Consider the following 19,085-nt stretch of genomic DNA (forward strand, 5'->3'; position numbering starts at 1 on the left):
CCTCCTCAATACGCCACCGCTAATATGCAGTCTTTAACCGGAGCGAAGGAACAGGGTCTAAATAGCATTTCAGAGATTGTCTGTGCTCATCCTGCCCTTACCACCTGGAACCAAACCCTGCATCCCATTCGGACAAACCGGCTTTTTCGCAAAGTCGATGATAACACCCCTATCAGCTCGATGACCCTGAGATGATCGGATTGCCATTGCAAGTTTCGTTGCGAAACCAAACACCGCGCCGTTGATCCGCTTCGCGACGGTCCCAGCCAGGTACAAGTCTAGAGTCTAAAACGGCTTTTAGATACGTTGTTCGGAACACTTTGCACTAGTCAGACTCTATCCGCCGTTCCAACCGGCATGCGAGTCAGAGCAGACAGCAATTCTGGTGTTCAAAGTGCGCTCGGCACGGACGCTTGCAAGCGCTTCTAGGAGCTGCACGCTGACACTAAGGCATAAGGTCTCCGCTAACCTGCTCCTAAAGAAGATAAACACAATCAGACTTGGAACGATCTCGAACTCACCGCAGACAAGAGGCTTTCATTAGCGCGTGAAAATAATCGGCCTCAAGCGCCCCAACTTTCTGAACCCAGATCGAACAAGCTGCTTCCCAAAAACCGAGCAAACGGCAAAGTGGGACTACGCTTCGTTGACGAAAGTGCCCTTGCGCTTAGGGTTTCGCATGCGAAACCTACCTTCAGCGGTCCTCCAGAATACCCTTTATCTGCTCAATGCAGTAATCGACGGCACTCTCATCCAGCCCTTCTCCACGAAGCCGAATGGCAAAGCCGTCACCCGATGTAACGCGCTCTATCTGAATGCCGTTTGAAAGCAGAATCTGAGGACCACGCTCGATGACTTTTTTCGGCCGACCGCCACGGGTCGGATCAGGCGCCACGAGCTCAGCCTGGGTTATATGAGGCTCTAACACAGCCCATTCACTAGCCGGATCCGAAGCTTGGTGTCGCTCTAGCGCTCGACGCATTGCCTCAGTGTTGCCACTGCGCAGGCCAGTAGCGATCCGCAAAATCTGACGTTCGTTCAGCTCCCTTCCAAACCGCAGCATGTCGCCCAGCTCCTCATGCACCAACGCAAAAGATCGGATCTTGGAGCGCTTCGCCTTAGACGCAGTCGCAAACATCGTATTCACTGCATCGTCTAACGTCTTAAACACCTCCAGATGCACAGCCACCGCAGCAGCACGACCGCGCTCATACTGGCTGAGCTGCGCACGCACTTCGTTCTCCTCAATCATCGAGACAACGGCATCAGCCAAGGTTTCAGGGCTTCGCACAAACGCGGAAATCGTAGCGTATTTCGGCCCGACAGTCTCACGGTCCAGCTCCCGCATCGCAGTCAGTCGGCGATAACCGGAAATCAGGCCATATCTACCCGGTTCCTCCAGAGCGAAAACCTCAATGGGCATTCGCATCCCGCTCTTCATGATCGACTGCTTCAGCTCCGCCATCTCTTCCGCATCAATCGCCATGCGATCGCGTGTCAAAGCATCGGCCTCGATATCCGCAACAGCCAGTTCGGTCAGAACCAAACCTTTTTCCCGCGCCTCGCGCATGGCTTTGGCATCCGCACGGTCGCGCGCGTTCTCCTCGCGCAGATGCTGGGGCAGGGGATCAGCGCGCGACGCAGCATCTGCGGCCACATCAGCAATCGGAGCCCGCGTTCCGGCACGGGGGGTTTCGCGTGCGAAACCGTCCTCAAGCTCTTTCAGCGTCTCGGGGGAAGGAATCTCAAGCTGTCTGCGCTTCGCCATGCTCTGCCTCCTTTGCTTTTTGCTCCTGCTCGTCTCGCCACCAGGCACCCAAAAGGATCTCTTTGAATTCCGCATAGGTGCGGTCAAATGTTTCACGCCCGCGGGTGTATGTTTCGCGGTTGAAATCCCGGTAATCGGCCTCGTAGATCCCGCTGACCGTCTCGCCCGCCTGCCCAACCATGGCGGTATATTCCTGGCGATAGGCGTTTGTCATATCGCCGAAATAGGCCTGGATGACATTGGCCAGATCGGTCTGTTGGCTTGCGTCAAATCGGGTGATGATGGCACGCACGACGTCCCATTCGAACTTCATCTCAGGTAAACCGTTTCGCCTGCGGGCCGCGTTTTCCCCGTCCTCAATACTGGCGAATGTCGAGTAGAGCATGTCAAAGAAGCGACCTGTGGAGTCGAATTCCAGAAACGAAGCGCCCAATGGCACCAGAATGATATCCGCAGCGGCGAGAGCGTTGATCGTCAGATAGCCCAGGGCAGGGGGCGTATCGAGAAGGATGATGTCATATTCATCAAGCGCGCCGCCATCTTCCAACGCCCCTGTCAGCGCGTCCCACAGCGCCCAATTGCGCAAGGCCATGCGCCAAACGGGGATCTGAAATTCGGCCCAGTACAGGTTCAACTGAGCCCCGATCAGGTCGATATTCGGCCAATGCGTCTTCTGGACCACGTTTCGCAGCGAAACCTGCATCGCCTCTGTCAACGTTTCATCCAGCGGGATCTGGGGATCTCCAGCCGCCTCCCTCACCCGGTTTTCAGCCACAACCTGTGTGGCATAATCCTTGGCCAGCAGCGGAAAGACTGTCTGCCATTCATCCTGCACTTGTCCGCCCATGATCGAGGTCATCGAACCCTGGCTATCCAGATCGACCACCAGCACCTTGTAGCCATCCAAAGCGGCTGACATTGCTAGATGCGCAGCAGTCGAGGTTTTGCCGACGCCGCCTTTAAAATTCGCTACTGCGACCACCTTGGCGTCGAGACCTTCCGGCCGGTAGGGGCGGTATTCCTTCGTACTGACCCCTTCTTCAGCGAAGTGATCACGCATGATCAGGATCTCTTCCAAGCTAAAGCGCTTAGCGCTACCCTGGCCTTCACCCTGCGGCAGGCCTGGGTTCTTATTCAGCACACGGCGCAGATGAGCCGGGGCCACTGGAATAAGGTAACGGCAGATTTCCCAGGTAGAAAACTTGCGCAACTTCTTGCGTCCGTCGGGCGCATATCCGCGCTTGGCCAGATCTTCGCGTCCGCGCGCAGCAAAGGCAGCGGCCTTGGCGAATCGGGCGGTGTCGACCGGGTCATGCAGTTTCGCTGCGGCCTCTGCCGGATCCAGGTTGAAATAAGGGGGCAGGGGAGGGGAGGACTTTTTGTCCATATGCGTGCACCTCGCTCAGGTCGTGTTTTTTGTAGGTTATCACGCAAATCATCGCACATCTTGGTTGAGTTGTGAATCTCTAAGAAGAGGCGGATGTATGGTCTGAAGCGCGGCGTTGGAACTGGGAGACAGCATCAGATTAGCCTGATTTTTATATTATTGAGGAAAAAAACACACCATAAAGATTGTTAATGTTTCATGTCTTTTAGAATCTTTGCGATCATAAAATCGTTTAATACCAGTATATTAAGCCGAAATTGGTACCAGATTACAGGTCGAAGGGCACCGATTCTCAGGACATTAGGTACCCAGTTACGGGATGGCGGGTTCCGATTCGCAGGGACGCAGGGACCTGGATGCGGGATGGGCCGAAACAGACTCTATTTATGGGTGTTTTCCGCGCATCGTCCGGTCTATGCAACGCTGACCGGCGCCCTCATGCAACAAAGGGACCCATATACAGGATTGGATCATCCCGCAAACGGGTGCCTAAAGAAAGATTGAGCGTAGGCACCTTTCGATGCATAATCCCGTGGTCGCCAAAGCGCACGAGCAAGATGCCGGTTGCGACGGACGAGCAGGACAAGACGCGTATGGATGATGAGATCCCGCATGACAAGCTGACCGGGGCGCTGCGAAGACAGTCGGTTAAAAAGAACGTGGCCGCGATCCATGTATCGGGCAAGCTGACGCTATTGCAGCGCAAGCTGTCCAATGTTCTGCTGTTGAACGCTTATGATACGCTGGTTAGCCGAACCAAACACCAGATTGACGCGCGAACTCTTTGCATGATGGTGGGGTACAACTCCAACGATATGGAAACGCTGAAGCAATCCTTGCGCTCGCTCGCTGAGACGACGGCAGAATGGGACATGCTGGATGAAAACGGGCGGCAGGAATGGGGGGTATCAGCGCTTTTGTCTTACGCCAAGCTGTCGGGGGGTGTGTGCGAATATGCCTATTCCCCCGCGCTGGCCGAAAAGCTGCATGACCCCAAGGTTTTTGCTCTGATCAACCTGAACATTCAGCGGCGATTCACGTCTGGCCATGCCCTGGCGCTTTATGAGAATTGCTATCGCTTTGTGCGTACTGGTTCGACTGGATGGTGGCCGATCGAGCTGTTCCGGCGACTGATGGGGGTGGACGGAAGCGCCTACTACGAAAGTTTTAAACATTTGAACGCGAAGGTGATTAAGCCGGCTGTAGCGGAAGTGAACAAGACGTCGAATATTCTTATCACGCCGGAGCTGCGTAAGATGGGCCGGCAGGTGAGCGAGATCCGCTTCCTGATCAAGGAAAACCCGCAGCTGGCGATGTTGGACATCGACGACGGCGAGGGGGTGCGGCAGGGCCCGGTTTATGCCTCTCTCATCAATCTGGGAGTGAGCGACCGGCTGGCACGGCAGTGGATATCGGAGCATGGGGAAGATTATGTGGCCGAAAAGGTGGCCTATCTGAAAGGTCGCGACGGGGTGGAAAGCCCGGTGAGCTATCTGACGGCGGCGTTGAGGGATGATTACAAGGACATCACACCGGCTGAGCCGTCGGCCGAGGCGGTCGCAGCGGCGCAACTCCGTGCGGATGCGATAAAGGCTCAACAGCAGGCTGACCAGCGGCGCGAGGATGAGCTAAGTCGCGAACGGGCCGCGCGGGCCGCAACTATGGCGCGCATCATGGAACTGGTCGATCAGCGGACACCCACGCAAAGAGATGCGGACAAACGGCTGTTTTTAGCCGGTCTGACAGACGAGACTTTGCGTGCTGAGTTTGCTCGTCTGGGGTGGCGGTCAGCCATATGTATGGGCGCTATGGTCGCATTCTGGGAAGATCTTGTGCCTGGTGCCTTCGACGATGTGGCCGGAGCGTAGCGGTGAAGTTTTAAGCGTCACGTCTTAAAGCTGGCTAACCACTGAGGACACGCACGGCGGATTGTTGGTCGAAGATCAGTTGTGCGCAGTCAATCCATTTGCCTGACCAGCAGCCCGAGTCGTTCCGCCCGTTCCAACAGCATCCTGACAGAGGACGGCTGCCAGTTTGTACGTCCCCGTGGAGTCCGCTCACGCATGGATTCCAACCGGTCGCAAATCGCCTGCAGCGTGATATCCGGATCAGCGCCTTTAATGGCCGCGACGATCGCGGGCAGGCGGTCGTCAGCATCCCGGCGTCCAGCACGATCCAGCACTTCGGCGGGCAGAAACCCGTCTCGGACGTAGGCTTTCACAGCGCGGAGCAAACGGCTTTGGGTCCAGTGGCGGTCGTGGGGCAGGGGGCCATTGATGATCCGCAGGACGTCTTCCCAAGCCATATCGGGGCGCAGGCGGCGCACATGGGGCACCCAATCCTGCGCTGTCTCGTTCAGGCGCTCCATGTAGCCGTCCTGTCGCGCCAGCCTGACCTTGCGAAGCGCTGTTGGATCTTTTGCACGGAGGCCAGGGTTGCCGCCGACACGTCCCTTGGCGCGCGCAGAGGCAAGCCCTGCCTTGGTCCGTTCGCGGATCAGAGCGCGCTCGAACTCGGCGGCGGCGCCCAGAACCTGCAGCGTAAACTTGCCCTGCGGTGAGGACGTGTCGATCGGGTCCTGGAGCGAGCGGAAGAAGGCACCCTTTGTCTCTAACCGCTCGATCACCTCGAGAAGGTGCGACAGAGACCGCGCAAGCCGGTCGATCCGAACGACCACCAGGGTGTCGCCCTTGCAAATGCGCTCCAGCACGCGGGCAAGCACCGGCCGCGCACGATTGCCGCCTGAGGCGTGCTCTTCATGGATTTCGACGCATCCCGCAGTTCGCAGGGCCTCAGACTGGGGCAGGGGGGTCTGATCTTCGGTGGAGACACGCGCATAGCCTATGAAGGGCATGAAAATCAGCCGTTTGCAATTTCATATATCACTAATAAACGACCGTTTGTAAACGAATGCAAGAAGGTGTTCTCTCGCAGAGCTGGCGCACAATCCCCTGGTTTGCTTGCGTTGAGCGCGATCAGAGAGATCTCCTAGGCCGTCGTGCGCGCGTGCGATATAGGGAATACAGAGGCAGACTGATAAAATTCTTGGGTAACGCGCAAAATGCATGTATTTTGCGCATATGAAGTCTCAAGCATCGGCTTTCCATGATGATTTTGACAATCCTCTGCTCAGTGTGGAAGAGGCCGAGGAGAGTTCCGAAGACGATCTGTGGTTCCTGCCCGGTCCGATCGAAAAGGAGCCCGACGATCTGCCGCCCGGACCACGTGCGGGACCCCGTGAGACCGCAATCCTCGATGACTGGCGAAAGGCCGAGGCGGGCCATGCTGCGCGCCTCGCGCGCGTCGCAGGTCGGCTTGGCGCGCTTGATGATCGTTTGCGGCGCGGGCCGGAAGGTTGGCGCCACAGGCTTGCCCTGATCGAGGCGGCCTATCTTAGCTGGTTCGCCGGCGACCGGGTTGCGCCAGATAGGTTGGCGCTCTGGATCTCCATGCGTCTTTCCGGTGTGCAGGACGACACTGCCGCGCTCTCGCGTGTCGGATGGGCGGTGCGGCGGCTGACGGGTGGACCAAGACCAGACCAGGACCTGTCCGCTTTCCTGGATCGCCGTGACCCCGAGAACACTGAGCATCAGACCGAGCCATTCGCGGATCGCGCGGGAAGTTGGCTCGATCTCATGGAGCAAGCCACGGATCTGCACCCGATAACCCGCGCTGCAATGGGATTTTACCTGTGGAGCTTGGCGGGCCTTGGGCAACACGGCGACCGGATGGAAGCCGCCGTCACGGCGGCACGGATTGCTACCAATGAAGGGAGAGGAGCAGTCTTTGCGCCTCTCGCCATGGGCGGGGCAGGGGGGCTGCGGGCTGGTGGTCTACCGACTGTCCGTCTGGCCTACTGGCTCGACGGGATGGAGACCGCCTGCCTGACCGCGATGCGTCACCTCGACGACATCGAGGCTTGGGCTGTGCGGGCAGAGGTGGAGATGACGCCACTCTCGGGTAAGACGCCCCCGACATTGCGCACGGTACTGACCGAGTGGCCATTCGTCTCCGCCCCAATGGCCGAGACTCTGACCGGCGCCAGCCGTGCGGCCGTGAACCGCAACCTTGCCTGGATGGAAGCGCATGGGCTGATCCGTGAGGTGACCGGGCAGGGCCGTTACAGGATGTGGCGCGCAGCGAACTGAGGCGCGTCCGTTGGACCGTCCCTATTCGGCCGGCCCTAGCGTCCGGTCTTGCCGGGGCGGCCCGCCGAACTTGCGGGCGTATTCGCGCGAGAACTGGGCCGTGCTCTCGTAGCCGACCGCAAAGGCGATGTCCGAGACCTTGCCGTTGGTACCGCGCAGCACCTCGTGCGCGCGCAGCAGGCGCAGTTCCTTCTGATACGGCAGGGGCGAGGTGCCGGTAACGGCCTTGAAATGCTCGAAAAACGCTGAGCTGCTCATCCCGACCTGTTGAACATGGGTCGTGCATGGCGTCGGTGTGCGGGTTCAACAAGCCAAAAGCCACTGGACAAAGACCCGATCCCGGCCAAGTCTTTACGGAAAAGGGAAAGGTGCGATGACCGAGACGCTCGAAAAAAACTATGAAAAGGCGGGCTATCACGCCAAGCAGACCTATGGATCCAAGCCCGCCTTGTTGCTGGTGGATTTTGCGCATGCCTATTTCGACCCCGATGCGCCGCTTTACGGGGGCGAGGGATGCATTTCGGCCCGTGCGCATGCAATCCGGTTGGCAGAGGCGGCGCGCGCCGCCGGGGTACCGGTGATTTTTACGGAAGTGAAATACCAACCAGGTGGCGGTAACGGGGGCGCCTTTTACGCCAAGGTGCCTGCGTTGTCGTGTTTCGATGATGGCCGCGACACCCAGAAATTGGCCGAGGGGTTGGAGGTCAAGAAGGGCGATCTGATGGTGACCAAGCAATATCCATCCGCCTTCTTTGGCACCTCGCTGACGGCCACTCTGATGTTCAACAAAATCGACACGCTGATCATTGGCGGGCTGACAACATCGGGCTGCGTGCGGGCGACCTGCATCGACAGCATCTCGTCGGGGTTCGTAACGCTAATCGCACATGAGGCCTGTGGCGACCGCGCCGAGGGGCCGCACGAGGCGAACCTGTTCGATATGAGCGCGAAATACGCCGACCTGATCGGGACCGAAGATGCCATAGCCTACATGGAGAGTTGTAGAGAGGGTTGAACGTGGTTCTGAAGAAGCTCCGCGGCGCTCTGAATTCTCGAGATAGGCAACGCGCAAAGGCCGAGTTTCAGCACGTTGACCGCCTTGCGCAGGACGCGGCGAAAGCAGGTGCGCTCAGTTTCGATTTGTCTGGTGTATCCTCTTACAACATGACGAAGCTGCCCGCTTCAATCGCGCGGCTGACCGATGTGACGGAACTTGCGCTGAGAAACACGGGCATCGCGTCGGTAAAGGCGATCTCTGGCCTATCGAAGCTGGAAAAGCTGGATCTGAGTTACAGCAGAAACCTGTCGGATATCTCTCCGCTCAGCCGTCTTACCAATCTGAAAAATCTGGATCTTTTTCGCGCAGAGGTGCACAATCTCTCCCCGCTTCGATCGCTTGTTAACCTGAAAAGCCTGAATATCGAACGCGTGGCGGCCCAGGATTTCACGCCCCTTGAGGCGCTGACAGGATTGGAACATCTGAACCTGGCCGACACCAAGATCATCGACCTGTCGGTGCTGGAGGGTCTGACCTCTCTGAAATCTCTGAGCCTTTGGAATACGCAGGCGACGGATTTCTCGCCTCTAGTAAAGTTGACCCGGCTTGAATCCCTCGATCTGTGGAATACGCGGATCAGCGATGTGACACCCTTGGCCAAGTTGAGCAGGTTGCAAAAGATCAATCTTAGCCACACGGATGTGACTGAAGTGACATCGCTGGGTGAAAAAACCAACCTGACCTATCTGGCGCTGTGGAACACACCCGTGCAGGCGCAAGCGCGGGGCACCTGTGCTTATGGCGGACGGTGGTATGACAGCGATGTCCTGAGCTTTGCAGGCAGTGGGGATTTGGAGGCTTTCAAGGCCGCTGTTGCGCGCGGTGCGATGGTATCGGAAGACCAGTGGGAAGGCCCGCTGCATGTTGCCATCCGCAATGGTCATATCGGGATTTGCCGCTTTCTGCTTTCTCTGGATTTGTCGATTGCGAATGACGTGGCCTATTATGACGGGGTTTATACTGCCGACACGGCGCTGTCCCTTGCGATAGATTTCAAACGACGCGAGATCGTGGAGCTTCTGTTGCAACACGGCGTGCGCATTGCGTTGTCTTATGAGGATCCGGATTTCTGGGATTTCGACATGGAAGAGATGTCGGGCCTGCATATGTCAGCGGCGGCCCGTGCCAACGATATTGGGCTGTTGCAGCGCTTCATGAAGGCTGGCTGCCCCCATGATGCCCGAGACGCGCGCGGATTGACCGCGCTGCATTGGGCCGTGGGCAGGGAATGTCGCGAGGCCGCGCATCATCTGCTGAACCTCTGGCGCGGCGATCACGACTTGCCCCCGGTGACATTGTCCGAGATGACGGACGATATGCTGTCCGAGGCGCTGGACCAGATCGGGGATCCGAACGACGCGTTTGGTTATGTCGCGAACTGGCGGCCCGGTGGCTGTTGATGCCTGGATGACAGTGCCGTCCCGGCCTTGCGCCGGGACCTCTTGCCGGGCACGAGGCCCCGGATCATATCCGGGGCCCGGACGAGGATTACATGATGCGCGGTTTCTCCCGGGTATCGCTTCGCACGGCATCGGGGTTCGCGTCGTCCCAAAGCCGCGCGATGTACCGCGCGCCCGTGATCCCGTTTGACGCATCCGAGCACAGCCAAAGGGTAGGGGCCCGCATGATATCCGGCGACAAAAGATTCCCGTCCGCGCCTTTCTTGTTGGGGGAGGGGGGCAGCAGATCGGTATCCGTGGCTCCGCCCGGCAGAAGCACATTCACATCCACGCCGGTTCCAGCCAGATCGGCGGCCCAGACGCGGCTGGCGGCCTCAAGAAACGCCTTGGTTGGCCCGTAGGGGGAATAGCCGTTGCGGATCATCGTGATGTCAGAGGTCGAGATATTGATGATCTTGCCGAACCCCTGCGCCAGCATCTGCGGCACCACCGCCTGCGCCATCAGGAAGGGGCCGTTCACATTCGTGTCGATGATCCTGGTCCACGCGCTGGCATCCGCCTCCCAGAACTTGGTGGGCACTGTATTGAAGGTCTCGGATATCGCGCGCATGCCCAGACCTGCATTATTGATCAGCACGTCGATGCGGCCAAAGGCCTGCACCGTGTCCTCGACGGCCTTGGCGCAGGCGCGTGCATCGGTGACATCCGCCACAAGGGCCAGCGCCGGTGGTCCAAGATTGGCTTGGGTCTGATACAGCGCATCTGACGCCGTACTGCCGGTGATGGCCACGTGGCACCCGGCCTGGGCCAGGGCCAGTGCCATCTCGCGCCCCAATCCTCGCGACCCACCGGTGATCAGAACGACGCGACCTTCAAGTGATGGATGTGCCATATCTACAGTCCTCCCTTGACCTAAGACTGTCCTGCTTTCAAGATTTGTCCAGACAAATTTTGCTTGACGGCAAGGGTCGCGCTCTTACCGTTGCAGCAGACAAGGAGAGTGGGATGCAGGGGATTGAGAAACGAGTCTTGATTGCAGGCGCGGGGCCGGTGGGGCTGGTCGCGGCCGTTTCGCTTTTGGAAGAGGGGATTCCGGTCACGGTGCTGGAAGCCTCGGCCGATCTGGCGGTTGATCTGCGTGCCTCCACCTTCCATCCACCGACTTTGGATTTTCTGGACAGGCTTGGTCTGGCCGACGGGCTAATCGCACGGGGGATCAAATGCCCGCTCTGGCAGTTCCGCGATCGCAAGGAAGGAGAGATTGCCACCTTCGATCTGGGCCTTCTAGCGGATGTGACAGACCACCCCTATCGCCTGCAGGCAGAACAGTGGAAACTGACCGAAGCCGCCCGCGCGCGGCTGGAGGCGGAACCCGACGCCAGGCTGATCACGGATATTACCGTGGAAGAGGTCAGCCAGGACTCTGACAGCGTTACGGTCAAGGCCCGCCGCGAGAACGGAGAGGTGGAGACATTCCGTGCCGCCTATCTGATCGGCGCTGACGGCGCGCGGTCCACTGTGCGAAAATCCACCGGTGTCGCCTTTCCTGGTCTGACAATCCCTGAGATATTCCTCTCGCTGTCCACGCCCTTCCGCTATGATCAGGCGATCGAGGGGTTGGCCGATATCAGCTATATCTCTGACCCCGACGAATGGCTGGTGCTGCTGCGCACGCCGACCCTGTGGCGGGTTCTGTTCCCAACCGATCCGAACCTGAGCGACGAGGAAATCCTTGACCCCGCGCGGATCGAAGAGCGGATGCAATCGCTTCTGCCCGGAGAACCTTATGAAATCGCCCATAAAACAGCCTATCGCGTGCATGAACGCGTTGCGGAGGCCTATGTTCATGGCCGGATCTTCCTGGCTGGCGATGCCGCACATCTGAACAACCCGCTAGGTGGGATGGGCATGAATGGCGGTATCCATGACGCGGTCAATCTGTCTGAAAAGCTGGCGCAGGTCTGGCGCGGCGCGGATCCCACCCTGATGGGCCGCTATGAACGCCAACGCCGGAAGGTGGCGATTGAGACAGTCCAGGCCCAGGCTCTGCGCAATCGCGCGCTTCTGAACGAGACCGACCCGGCAAAACGCCGTGCCTTCCATGATGAGCTGCGCGCGACTGTGGCCGATCCGGTGAAACATCGGGCCTATGTGATGAAATCCTCGATGATCCAATCTCTGCGCGATCTGGACGAGGTCGCCTGACCCGTGGGCGACGAGGTCAAAACCCCGCTTTACGCCGAGATTTTCGAGGTCCTGCGGGATGAGATCGCCGCCGGCATCTTTCCGGTGGGTGATCTGCTGCCTAGCGAGGCCAGCCTGTGCAAACGCTTTGACGTCAGCCGGTTCACCGTGCGCGAGGCGCTGCGGCGGTTGCAGGCCGCGGGCATGGTGTCACGCGTGCAGGGTGCGGGCAGCCGGGTGTTGCGCGACACGCCATCTGGCGTTTTTGTTCAGAAGTACCGGTCGATGTCCGATCTGACCCAATTCGCTGAAGAGACGAATCTTGAGGTTCTGGGTACAAAAAACACCTTGCTGGACCCTGATCTGGCCAATCGCATTGGCGGCAATGCAGGCGATCCGTGGCTTAGTATCCGGGGCGTGCGGCGCATGCCCGATGGTGATCCGCTGGCGCTGGTGGAAAGCTTTGTGCCGCAGCGATTCGCGGCGATTGCGCCCGATCTTGCACGCGGGCCTGGCCCGATTTATGCCGGGCTGGCCGAAGCGGCGGGCGAACCTATCCGTGATGTGGAACAGGAAACCCAGGCCATGCCCGCGCCACCTCAGGTGGCCCAGGCGCTGGGGCTGGTCAGCGGCGCGCCGTGCTTGTGCATTCTACGGCGATATTCCAGCCAATCGGGTACGTTGATTGCCTCCTTCAACTGGCATCTGGGTGGGGATCGCTACATTCACCGAACCCGCATTGGTTTGGGGCAACCACCTAGATGATAAAGCCGGCGCCTGCTTTATGGGGCGTCAGACCTCCGCCCATTTCCTGTCGAATTCCCAGACGTCTTCAAAGCCCATCAGCTTGCTGAATTCGCCAAAGTTATCCAGTTGAGCATTGGCAACGTCGCCGGTTTCCAGCAATTCGCCATAGGCGGCTTTGAGGGCCTGGCCCACAGCCAGGAACCCAAGCGCGGGGTGGATAGCGATAGAAAAGCCGATCTCGTGCAGCTTGGCAGATGACAGGATGGGTGTCTTGCCGCCTGACACCATATTGGCCAGTGTCGGAGCGCCGATGCGGTCATTGATCATCTGCATTTCTTCCACCGTTTCGGGAGCTTCGATGAATACCACGTCGGCTCCGGCTTCGGCAAAGGCTTCGCCCCGGCGCAGCGCCTCGTCGATGCCGAGGCTGGTCCGGCTGTCGGTGCGCGCAATGATCAGGAAATCCGACGAGGACCGGCTGTCCACCGCCACCTTGATCTTGCTGACCATGTCTTCCAGCGGCACCACGCGGCGGCCCGGGGTGTGGCCGCATTTCTTGGGGTATTCCTGATCTTCGATCTGGATCGCGCTGACGCCCGCGGCCTCATACCCGCGCACGGTGTGGCGCACGTTCAAAAGCCCGCCATAACCTGTATCGGCATCCGCGATCACCGGTGTGGTCGCTCCTTCGGCGATCCGGCGCACGCGGGTTTCCATATCGGTATAGGTCATGATGCCCGCATCGGGCAGGCCCAGATGCGAGGCTGACACGCCATAGCCCGTGACGTACAACGCCGGAAAGCCCATGCGGTCGGCCACGAGGGTCGAGATCATGTCAAAGACGCCGGGGGCGGTAATGAATTCCCCTGCCGCGATCATCTGTTTCAGCTTCGGATTGGCCATTTTGTACCCCCCTTGAGGCGGGGATTGTCCGTTTTGGCCCCGCCCGCAGTGCATCTGATGTGACGCCTGAATAGAGGGCAAAGCGGCAAGCGGTCAAGAATTTGTCCAGACAAATTCTTGACGGATGGGGATTCGAGATATTTAATTTCCTAAAAGTAAGCGCCGGGGAGGGTGGCTTATGCCGAAAGATGCACGGGGGTGGCGCTGCAAATATGCGGTGGTGGCCCCCTCGACGAACACGATCGTGCAGCCGGACATGGATGACTTCCGCGTTCCGGGCGTCACCAATCACTTTGGCCGTATCTTTGTTCCCAACATGAAGGTCAGCAATGACGAGGATTTCGTCGCGCTGGTCGATGCCATCGGCGCCACACTCTATGATGCGGTGGACCGCTGCGTTACGGCAGAACCCGATTACCTGATCATGGGCATGTCGGCGCTGATGTTCTGGGATGGCCGCGCACCGTCGGAAAAGCGGATGAAAGAACTGTCGGATCATTGCGGGCTGCGCGTTTCGGCGGGATCGTTCGCCTGCGAGGCGGCTTTGAACCTGCACAAGGCGAAGCGGATCGCCGTGATCTCTCCCTATTTCCCGGTGTCGGATAAGAATGTCACCCTGTTCTTCCAGGATTGCGGGTTCGATGTAGTCCGCTTCCGTGGCCTCAAATGTCCCAGCCCGGTGGCCATCGCCCAGGTGCAGGAAGACGAACTGCGCCGCCATGTGGCTGAAATGGACGGCGATGATGTGGATGCCTTCGTGCAGGTGGGTACCAATCTGTCGATGTGCGGGCTCTGCGTCGAGCTTGAGAAAGAATATGGTAAGCCTTTTATCGCGATCAACGCGGCCACCTATTGGCATGCGCTGCGCGCGATGGGGATCAATGACCAGTTCACGGGCCACGGGCCGCTTTTCGAACACCACTGATAACAAACAGGGAGACGAGACATGAACAAGACATGGATGATGGGGCTGGCAACAGCCTTTGGCCTGAGCGCCACGATGGTTGCTGCCGATATCGCGGCGCTGGGGTCCACGGCGCGGGGCGGCACCAGCCAGATCGGGCGCAGCCTGGCCGCGGCGATTTCGGAAACCGGCGTGATGCAGATGCGTCCGCAAGAACTGGCCAACACCGCGGATTACATTCCGCTGGTTAATGCCGGGGAGATCGAATTCGGCATCGCCAATATCGTGCAGACGACCTATGCGGTGACTGGCACCGGCATGTCCGAAGGCCGCCCGAACCCCAATCTGCAAATGGTTGCCACCCTGATGCCGTTCCGGAACGCCTATGTTGTGCGCAAGGATAGCGATATTCAGTCGGTCGCGGACTTGAAGGGCAAACGTGTGCCTGTCTTTGCGGATGGCGCTTTGGGCGATTACGTGTCCAAAGGCTATTTTGCGAATGCGGGAATGACTTTGGATGATGCTGAAGGCGTGGCCGTTCCGAACTTCCCGCGCATGTGGTCCAGCTTTGGCGAAGGGTCGACGGACGTGACCATCGTTGTGGTGGGTGCTGCGCAAAGCCGTGAATTCGATGCGAGCTTTGGTATTCGTTATCTGTCCTTCGAAGATTCGCCCGAAGCGCTGGAACGGATGCGCGAGTGGTTGCCGCAAACCTATCTGCAGGAACTGCCAGCAGGTGCGGTGCCCGGAATGGACGCGCCGACCACTGTCAACGTGTTCGACTATGTGCTTTTTGCCAATGCCGATGTCTCGGAAGAGATGGTTTATAACGCGACCAAAGCGATTTGGGACAAGGAAGCCGACCTGCTGGCCGGCGGCCCCTTCTGGAATGGTTTTGCAAAGGAAAACATGGGTAAGGATGTGGGCGTGACGTACCACCCCGGTGCAATCAAGTTCTATAAAGAGATGGGCGTCTGGCAAGACTAAGCAGACGTTGAGGTCGAGGCGATGAGCAACATCTCACGCAGCGAGGGGCTCTTGTTGGGTACCCTCGCTGCGCTGATCACTCTGGTGGCGGTGTTCTGGTCTTCCGGAGCACCGCTCTGGATTGGCTGGCGTGTCTACTCCGAGCAGGTGTTGATCGTTGCCCTGGCCCTGGCCATGGCGCTTGCCTTTTTGACAAGCAGGTCCGGCCCGCGCGTTCTTGCGGTGGCCGAGGCCCTTTCCTCGCTTGCCTTTGGCAGCTGGTTGGCGGTGCGCTTTCCGACACTGTCGGAAAATGTATTCTACCATCCGACCGAGGCGCTGATCGTCTCCTCCATCGGCTTCGTTCTACTGATTGACGCGATCCGGCGATCCATGGGCTGGGCCCTGATCGTCATTCTGGGAATGGTGTGCCTTTACGCGCTGTTCTCCAGCAACTTCTCCGGGCCGTTGCAAAGCCGCTCCATCGCACCAGATCGTCTTCTGACGTTCCTGATGCTGGATTCTGCGTCGCTGGCTGGCGCGGCGCTGTCGATTGCTGTCGCCGTGGTCGTGCCCTTCCTGATCCTGTCGCAGCTGCTTTTGGCTACTGGGGGCTCTGCGTTCTTCTCGGATCTGTCCCTGGCGCTGGCGGGGCGCAAACGGGGCGGGGCGGGGAAAATCGCGATCCTTGGGTCGGCGTTCTTCGGGTCCGTCTCGGGCAGTGCGGTGTCCAATGTGGCCTCTACCGGGGCGATCACCATCCCGATGATGAAAAACGGCGGCTATAAAGCCAAAACAGCCGGCGCGATCGAAGCCGCGGCATCAACCGGCGGCCAGTTGATGCCGCCCATCATGGGGGCGGCGGCGTTTCTTTTGGCCGAGAACTTGCAAGCCTCCTATGTCGACGTGATGCTGGCGGCGCTGATCCCGTCGATCTTGTATTACTTCAGCCTGTTCATGTTTGCCGATCTGGAGGCCGGGCGGCTGAACATCGCGCGCGTCGAGGAAGCGCAGATCCCGCCGATGCGCAATGTCATCGCCAAAGGCTGGTTCATCTTCGTGCCATTCATCGTGTTGCTGGTGGGTTTGTTCAGCTTCAACCTGCGGCCTGAGACGGCGGCGTTGATTTCCATCGTGGTGCTCTTGGTCCTGTCGCTGGTTATGACCTATGACGGGCGCACGGTGACGCCTGGCGTGATGATTGGCGTAATGGTGTCTGCCGGGCGTGCAGCAGTCGAGATCATCCTGATCTGTGCGATCGCCGGAATGATCATCGGGCTGGTGGCGCGTTCGGGCCTGTCCTTCGGGCTGGGCTTCTTCCTGGTGCAGCTGGGGCAGTCGAGCCTGCTGCTTTTGCTGATCGTGACGGCGGTGGTGTGCATTGTGATGGGGATGGGCCTGCCAACGGTGGGCGTGTATCTTCTGTTGGCCTCGTTGGCCGCGCCGCCGCTGGTGGAGCTGGGGCTTCAACCGATGGCGGCACATCTGTTCGTGCTCTATTTCGGGATGCTGTCGATGCTGACGCCACCCGTTGCCATTGCGGCCTTTGTTGCGGCCAACATGGCCAAAGCCCCGCCCATGGCCACGGGTGTCGAGGCCGTGCGCATCGCCTGGCCCGCTTATTTGATCCCGTTTCTGTTCGCGGTATCGCCTGCGCTGATCTTTGACGGATCGGTGGCAGTGATCGTCTTGACGGCCGTCAAAGCCCTGATCGGTGTCTATGTCGTCACCGCCGCCATTGTTGGCTTCTTCATCCGCGACCTGGGTTTCCCCGAACGCGTGCTTCTGGCGGTGTGTGGTCTCGCAATCCTCTGTCCCTGGGATGCCATTGCCTGGGGGCTGTGGCTGAACGCCGCCGGTCTGGCGCTGATTGGCCTGTTCTGGATGACGGGCCTGCGCCGGGTCGCGTAGGACAGGGGGCGCTCGATCTTTGTGCGGATTTGGGCAATAAATCTCCTGCATCCAAGTGTTTAACGAAAACGTCACTCTCAACATGACTGCCGCCCTTGCAGGCGTTCACCCATGAACAAAGCCGTCACTATTTGTGCAAGGGACCTAGCGGCTCAGGCCAGTCGCGGTGCGTCTGCAGGTTTGAGCAAGGCCCTCGGCGACGACACGAGATTTCGCCTGCTGCGCCGTCTTGAACAGGAGCCGGAACTGTCACAGCGCGAGATGTCCAGCGAACTGGGTCTGAGCCCGGGCGCAGTGAATTACGTGCCACGGGCGTTGGTGGAAAAGGCCAGGTGAACGTGCGCAACTTGCGCGCGGCGGACAACAAGCTGCGCTATGCCTGTGTGCTGACGTCTAGTGGGATCGACACAAAGGCGCGGCTGGCGGCTGGATTTATGAAGCTCTGAAGGCGGAGATTGAAGCGCCGCGCGGCGAGGTCCCTGAATGAACCATGCGTGCCGGATCCGAACGCCCTGGAGCTTGCGTTATCGGGCATTCACGGTACCGAGACCGGAACCGCGTCCCAACTGCATCAACATGGAGTATTACGCTGACAGGCGCGTGCGGAAGACATTCTCAGGATGGACAGGGTTATGTCGAACGTGTCTCGGGCATCCGGATCATCGACCTCGTGCACAAATCCCCAAGATTGTGTACCTATACCGGCCGTGAGACGGGAAGTCGGCATGTCCAGGAAGCCGCCTGCGTGCCTACGAAGTATCGAAGGACCGATTGAAGAGGCGCGTCCTGTGGTGATGTCAGGCGTGTCATGAGCGAGAGCGTCTTCGTCCATCGCAATGACTTACCCTGGTGAGTTGCGCTGAGGCCGGATTCGACCCCGCCAGATGCTTTTCATGGGGCGCAACAGCAGACGCAACACCCCGTCAAAAAGCCGTGCTTTCCAAGGATGAGTTCCCTCGATTGCGCCATGCTATGGCCCAACTATTTCCTCTGTGGTCCGGTAGGCATGGTGAACAAAGAAGAGCATTTCGTGATGGCGAGTGTGCTTTTGTTTTTGAGAGAACTCCAATATGGAGTTTCTTATATACGAGCAGAACAGAGGCTCACCCCACTCCGCATGGATCTCCAGGCTGCGAGTGACAGGCCTCACGAAACAAAATGGGTACGTGTAGAATGCAGTTGAATAGTCTTGCGGACATTTTCCGGAGCCGACATCGTGTTTACACTCTGGCGTTTTCGGCCATTCTCTGGTTGGCGCTGGCAAATGGCGCGTTTGCAAATTGCACGTATACCAATGGATTTTTGGTGCCGAGCCCATCGGATCGTGAGTATTCCTCGAATGGGGGACTGGATGGATTTCCGACTTCAATAACGATCGATTTTAGCTTGTCGTATAGGGTAACCAGAACTGGCTCGGGGCAGTGCAACTTCACGCAAGATGTGGTGGTTATTCCGCAAACATTTGATGGCAGCGCCTTTTCTGACGGGCTTTACTTCTCCCCATCGACGTGTACCGCGACTTTGAGCGCGCCCGGTAACTTAGGCAACAATCAGAGCACAACCGTTCGGGGTTCTTGTTCTGTAACTTGGACGGCTCCGCAATCGCCCGAGGCATCTTATCCAGTGCGCGGAAACACCACTTTTGGAGAGTTGTTTCTAAATTCCTCCGTTACCCTTAGTCGCGCAGCGCCGGCCAACCAGGCGCCGATC

17 protein-coding genes are annotated in these 19,085 nt (G+C 58.9%); 11 read left to right on the forward strand and 6 right to left on the reverse strand.

Annotated elements, in window-relative coordinates; translation table 11 throughout:
• The coding region (locus TR61_RS20290; RefSeq protein WP_216595434.1) for a hypothetical protein at positions 1-195 on the forward strand (195 nt) is incomplete at its 5' end.
• 499 nt (positions 196-694) lie between these two features.
• Here the strand turns inward: TR61_RS20290 and TR61_RS17630 are convergent.
• Positions 695-1,768, reverse strand: coding sequence for a ParB/RepB/Spo0J family partition protein (locus tag TR61_RS17630; RefSeq protein WP_050931843.1), 1,074 nt, complete (start codon positions 1,766-1,768; stop codon positions 695-697).
• The gene (locus TR61_RS17635) at positions 1,746-3,155 is read right to left on the reverse strand and encodes an AAA family ATPase (RefSeq protein WP_050931844.1); all 1,410 of its coding nucleotides are present in this window, start codon (positions 3,153-3,155) and stop codon (positions 1,746-1,748) included. Before TR61_RS17635 ends, TR61_RS17630 begins: the two co-directional genes overlap by 23 nt.
• Positions 3,156-3,748: 593 nt before the next feature.
• On the opposite strand from TR61_RS17635, the gene TR61_RS17640 reads away from it, so the two are divergent.
• Entirely contained in the window at positions 3,749-5,023 is a 1,275-nt protein-coding gene (locus TR61_RS17640; RefSeq protein WP_082182024.1) for a replication initiation protein, read from the forward strand.
• A gap of 89 nt (positions 5,024-5,112) precedes the next feature.
• Here the strand turns inward: TR61_RS17640 and TR61_RS17645 are convergent, their stop codons facing one another.
• Positions 5,113-6,009, reverse strand: coding sequence for a recombinase family protein (locus tag TR61_RS17645; protein WP_050931846.1), 897 nt, complete (start codon positions 6,007-6,009; stop codon positions 5,113-5,115).
• Positions 6,010-6,235: 226 nt separating this feature from the next.
• Here TR61_RS17645 and TR61_RS17650 point away from each other — a divergent pair, with 226 nt between their 5' ends.
• Positions 6,236-7,303 (forward strand): hypothetical protein, encoded by a 1,068-nt coding sequence (locus TR61_RS17650; RefSeq protein WP_050931858.1) that lies wholly within the window; start codon positions 6,236-6,238, stop codon positions 7,301-7,303.
• A 21-nt stretch (positions 7,304-7,324) separates the two neighbouring features.
• Here the strand turns inward: TR61_RS17650 and TR61_RS17655 are convergent, their stop codons facing one another.
• Positions 7,325-7,561: a helix-turn-helix transcriptional regulator gene (locus TR61_RS17655; protein WP_050931847.1), complete on the reverse strand. Its 237-nt coding sequence runs from the start codon at positions 7,559-7,561 to the stop codon at positions 7,325-7,327.
• A gap of 115 nt (positions 7,562-7,676) precedes the next feature.
• Between TR61_RS17655 and TR61_RS17660 the strand changes: the two genes are divergently transcribed.
• Both TR61_RS17660 and TR61_RS17665 read left to right on the forward strand, forming a co-directional pair.
• Positions 7,677-8,318 (forward strand): isochorismatase family protein, encoded by a 642-nt coding sequence (locus tag TR61_RS17660; protein WP_050931848.1) that lies wholly within the window; start codon positions 7,677-7,679, stop codon positions 8,316-8,318.
• A 149-nt stretch (positions 8,319-8,467) separates the two neighbouring features.
• A complete protein-coding gene (locus tag TR61_RS17665) occupies positions 8,468-9,760 on the forward strand; it encodes a leucine-rich repeat domain-containing protein (protein WP_157440966.1) in 1,293 nt (430 codons plus the stop codon).
• Positions 9,761-9,848: 88 nt separating this feature from the next.
• Here TR61_RS17665 and TR61_RS17670 read toward each other — a convergent pair whose 3' ends face one another.
• Entirely contained in the window at positions 9,849-10,652 is an 804-nt protein-coding gene (locus tag TR61_RS17670; RefSeq protein ID WP_050931850.1) for an SDR family NAD(P)-dependent oxidoreductase, read from the reverse strand.
• 113 nt (positions 10,653-10,765) lie between these two features.
• Between TR61_RS17670 and TR61_RS17675 the strand changes: the two genes are divergently transcribed.
• Both TR61_RS17675 and TR61_RS17680 read left to right on the forward strand, forming a co-directional pair.
• Positions 10,766-11,965, forward strand: coding sequence for an FAD-dependent oxidoreductase (locus TR61_RS17675; protein WP_050931851.1), 1,200 nt, complete (start codon positions 10,766-10,768; stop codon positions 11,963-11,965).
• 3 nt (positions 11,966-11,968) lie between these two features.
• The gene (locus tag TR61_RS17680; protein WP_050931852.1) at positions 11,969-12,709 is read left to right on the forward strand and encodes a GntR family transcriptional regulator; all 741 of its coding nucleotides are present in this window, start codon (positions 11,969-11,971) and stop codon (positions 12,707-12,709) included.
• Between the two features lie 27 nt (positions 12,710-12,736).
• On the opposite strand, the gene TR61_RS17685 is transcribed toward TR61_RS17680, so the two are convergent.
• Positions 12,737-13,594, reverse strand: a complete 858-nt coding sequence (locus TR61_RS17685; protein ID WP_050931853.1) for an isocitrate lyase/PEP mutase family protein — start codon at positions 13,592-13,594, stop codon at positions 12,737-12,739.
• Between the two features lie 178 nt (positions 13,595-13,772).
• Between TR61_RS17685 and TR61_RS17690 the strand changes: the two genes are divergently transcribed.
• From TR61_RS17690 to TR61_RS20435, 4 genes are all read left to right on the forward strand, one after another.
• Complete coding sequence (locus TR61_RS17690) at positions 13,773-14,519, forward strand: maleate cis-trans isomerase family protein (protein WP_050931854.1); 747 nt, start codon at positions 13,773-13,775, stop codon at positions 14,517-14,519.
• Between the two features lie 21 nt (positions 14,520-14,540).
• Positions 14,541-15,485 carry a TAXI family TRAP transporter solute-binding subunit gene (locus TR61_RS17695; protein ID WP_050931855.1) on the forward strand — a complete coding sequence of 315 codons (945 nt, stop codon included), beginning with the start codon at positions 14,541-14,543 and terminating at the stop codon, positions 15,483-15,485.
• 21 nt (positions 15,486-15,506) lie between these two features.
• Positions 15,507-17,375, forward strand: a complete 1,869-nt coding sequence (locus TR61_RS17700) for a TRAP transporter permease (RefSeq protein ID WP_050931856.1) — start codon at positions 15,507-15,509, stop codon at positions 17,373-17,375.
• Positions 17,376-17,555: 180 nt separating this feature from the next.
• Positions 17,556-17,711, forward strand: a complete 156-nt coding sequence (locus TR61_RS20435; RefSeq protein WP_245626923.1) for a winged helix-turn-helix transcriptional regulator — start codon at positions 17,556-17,558, stop codon at positions 17,709-17,711.
• Positions 17,712-19,085 lie beyond the last annotated feature (1,374 nt).

This window comes from Aestuariivita boseongensis, assembly GCF_001262635.1.
Classification (GTDB): domain Bacteria; phylum Pseudomonadota; class Alphaproteobacteria; order Rhodobacterales; family Rhodobacteraceae; genus Aestuariivita; species Aestuariivita boseongensis.

What these genes read in the sequence shown, in the direction of transcription:
- TR61_RS17630 (WP_050931843.1), bottom strand. Translation starts at nt 1,768, where the DNA reads ATGGCGAAGCGCAGACAGCTTGAGATTCCTTCCCCCGAGACGCTGAAA.
- TR61_RS17635 (WP_050931844.1), bottom strand. Translation starts at nt 3,155, where the DNA reads ATGGACAAAAAGTCCTCCCCTCCCCTGCCCCCTTATTTCAACCTGGAT.
- TR61_RS17640 (WP_082182024.1), top strand. Translation starts at nt 3,749, where the DNA reads ATGGATGATGAGATCCCGCATGACAAGCTGACCGGGGCGCTGCGAAGA.
- TR61_RS17645 (WP_050931846.1), bottom strand. Translation starts at nt 6,009, where the DNA reads ATGCCCTTCATAGGCTATGCGCGTGTCTCCACCGAAGATCAGACCCCC.
- TR61_RS17650 (WP_050931858.1), top strand. Translation starts at nt 6,236, where the DNA reads ATGAAGTCTCAAGCATCGGCTTTCCATGATGATTTTGACAATCCTCTG.
- TR61_RS17655 (WP_050931847.1), bottom strand. Translation starts at nt 7,561, where the DNA reads ATGAGCAGCTCAGCGTTTTTCGAGCATTTCAAGGCCGTTACCGGCACC.
- TR61_RS17660 (WP_050931848.1), top strand. Translation starts at nt 7,677, where the DNA reads ATGACCGAGACGCTCGAAAAAAACTATGAAAAGGCGGGCTATCACGCC.
- TR61_RS17665 (WP_157440966.1), top strand. Translation starts at nt 8,468, where the DNA reads ATGACGAAGCTGCCCGCTTCAATCGCGCGGCTGACCGATGTGACGGAA.
- TR61_RS17670 (WP_050931850.1), bottom strand. Translation starts at nt 10,652, where the DNA reads ATGGCACATCCATCACTTGAAGGTCGCGTCGTTCTGATCACCGGTGGG.
- TR61_RS17675 (WP_050931851.1), top strand. Translation starts at nt 10,766, where the DNA reads ATGCAGGGGATTGAGAAACGAGTCTTGATTGCAGGCGCGGGGCCGGTG.
- TR61_RS17685 (WP_050931853.1), bottom strand. Translation starts at nt 13,594, where the DNA reads ATGGCCAATCCGAAGCTGAAACAGATGATCGCGGCAGGGGAATTCATT.
- TR61_RS17690 (WP_050931854.1), top strand. Translation starts at nt 13,773, where the DNA reads ATGCCGAAAGATGCACGGGGGTGGCGCTGCAAATATGCGGTGGTGGCC.
- TR61_RS17695 (WP_050931855.1), top strand. Translation starts at nt 14,541, where the DNA reads ATGAACAAGACATGGATGATGGGGCTGGCAACAGCCTTTGGCCTGAGC.
- TR61_RS17700 (WP_050931856.1), top strand. Translation starts at nt 15,507, where the DNA reads ATGAGCAACATCTCACGCAGCGAGGGGCTCTTGTTGGGTACCCTCGCT.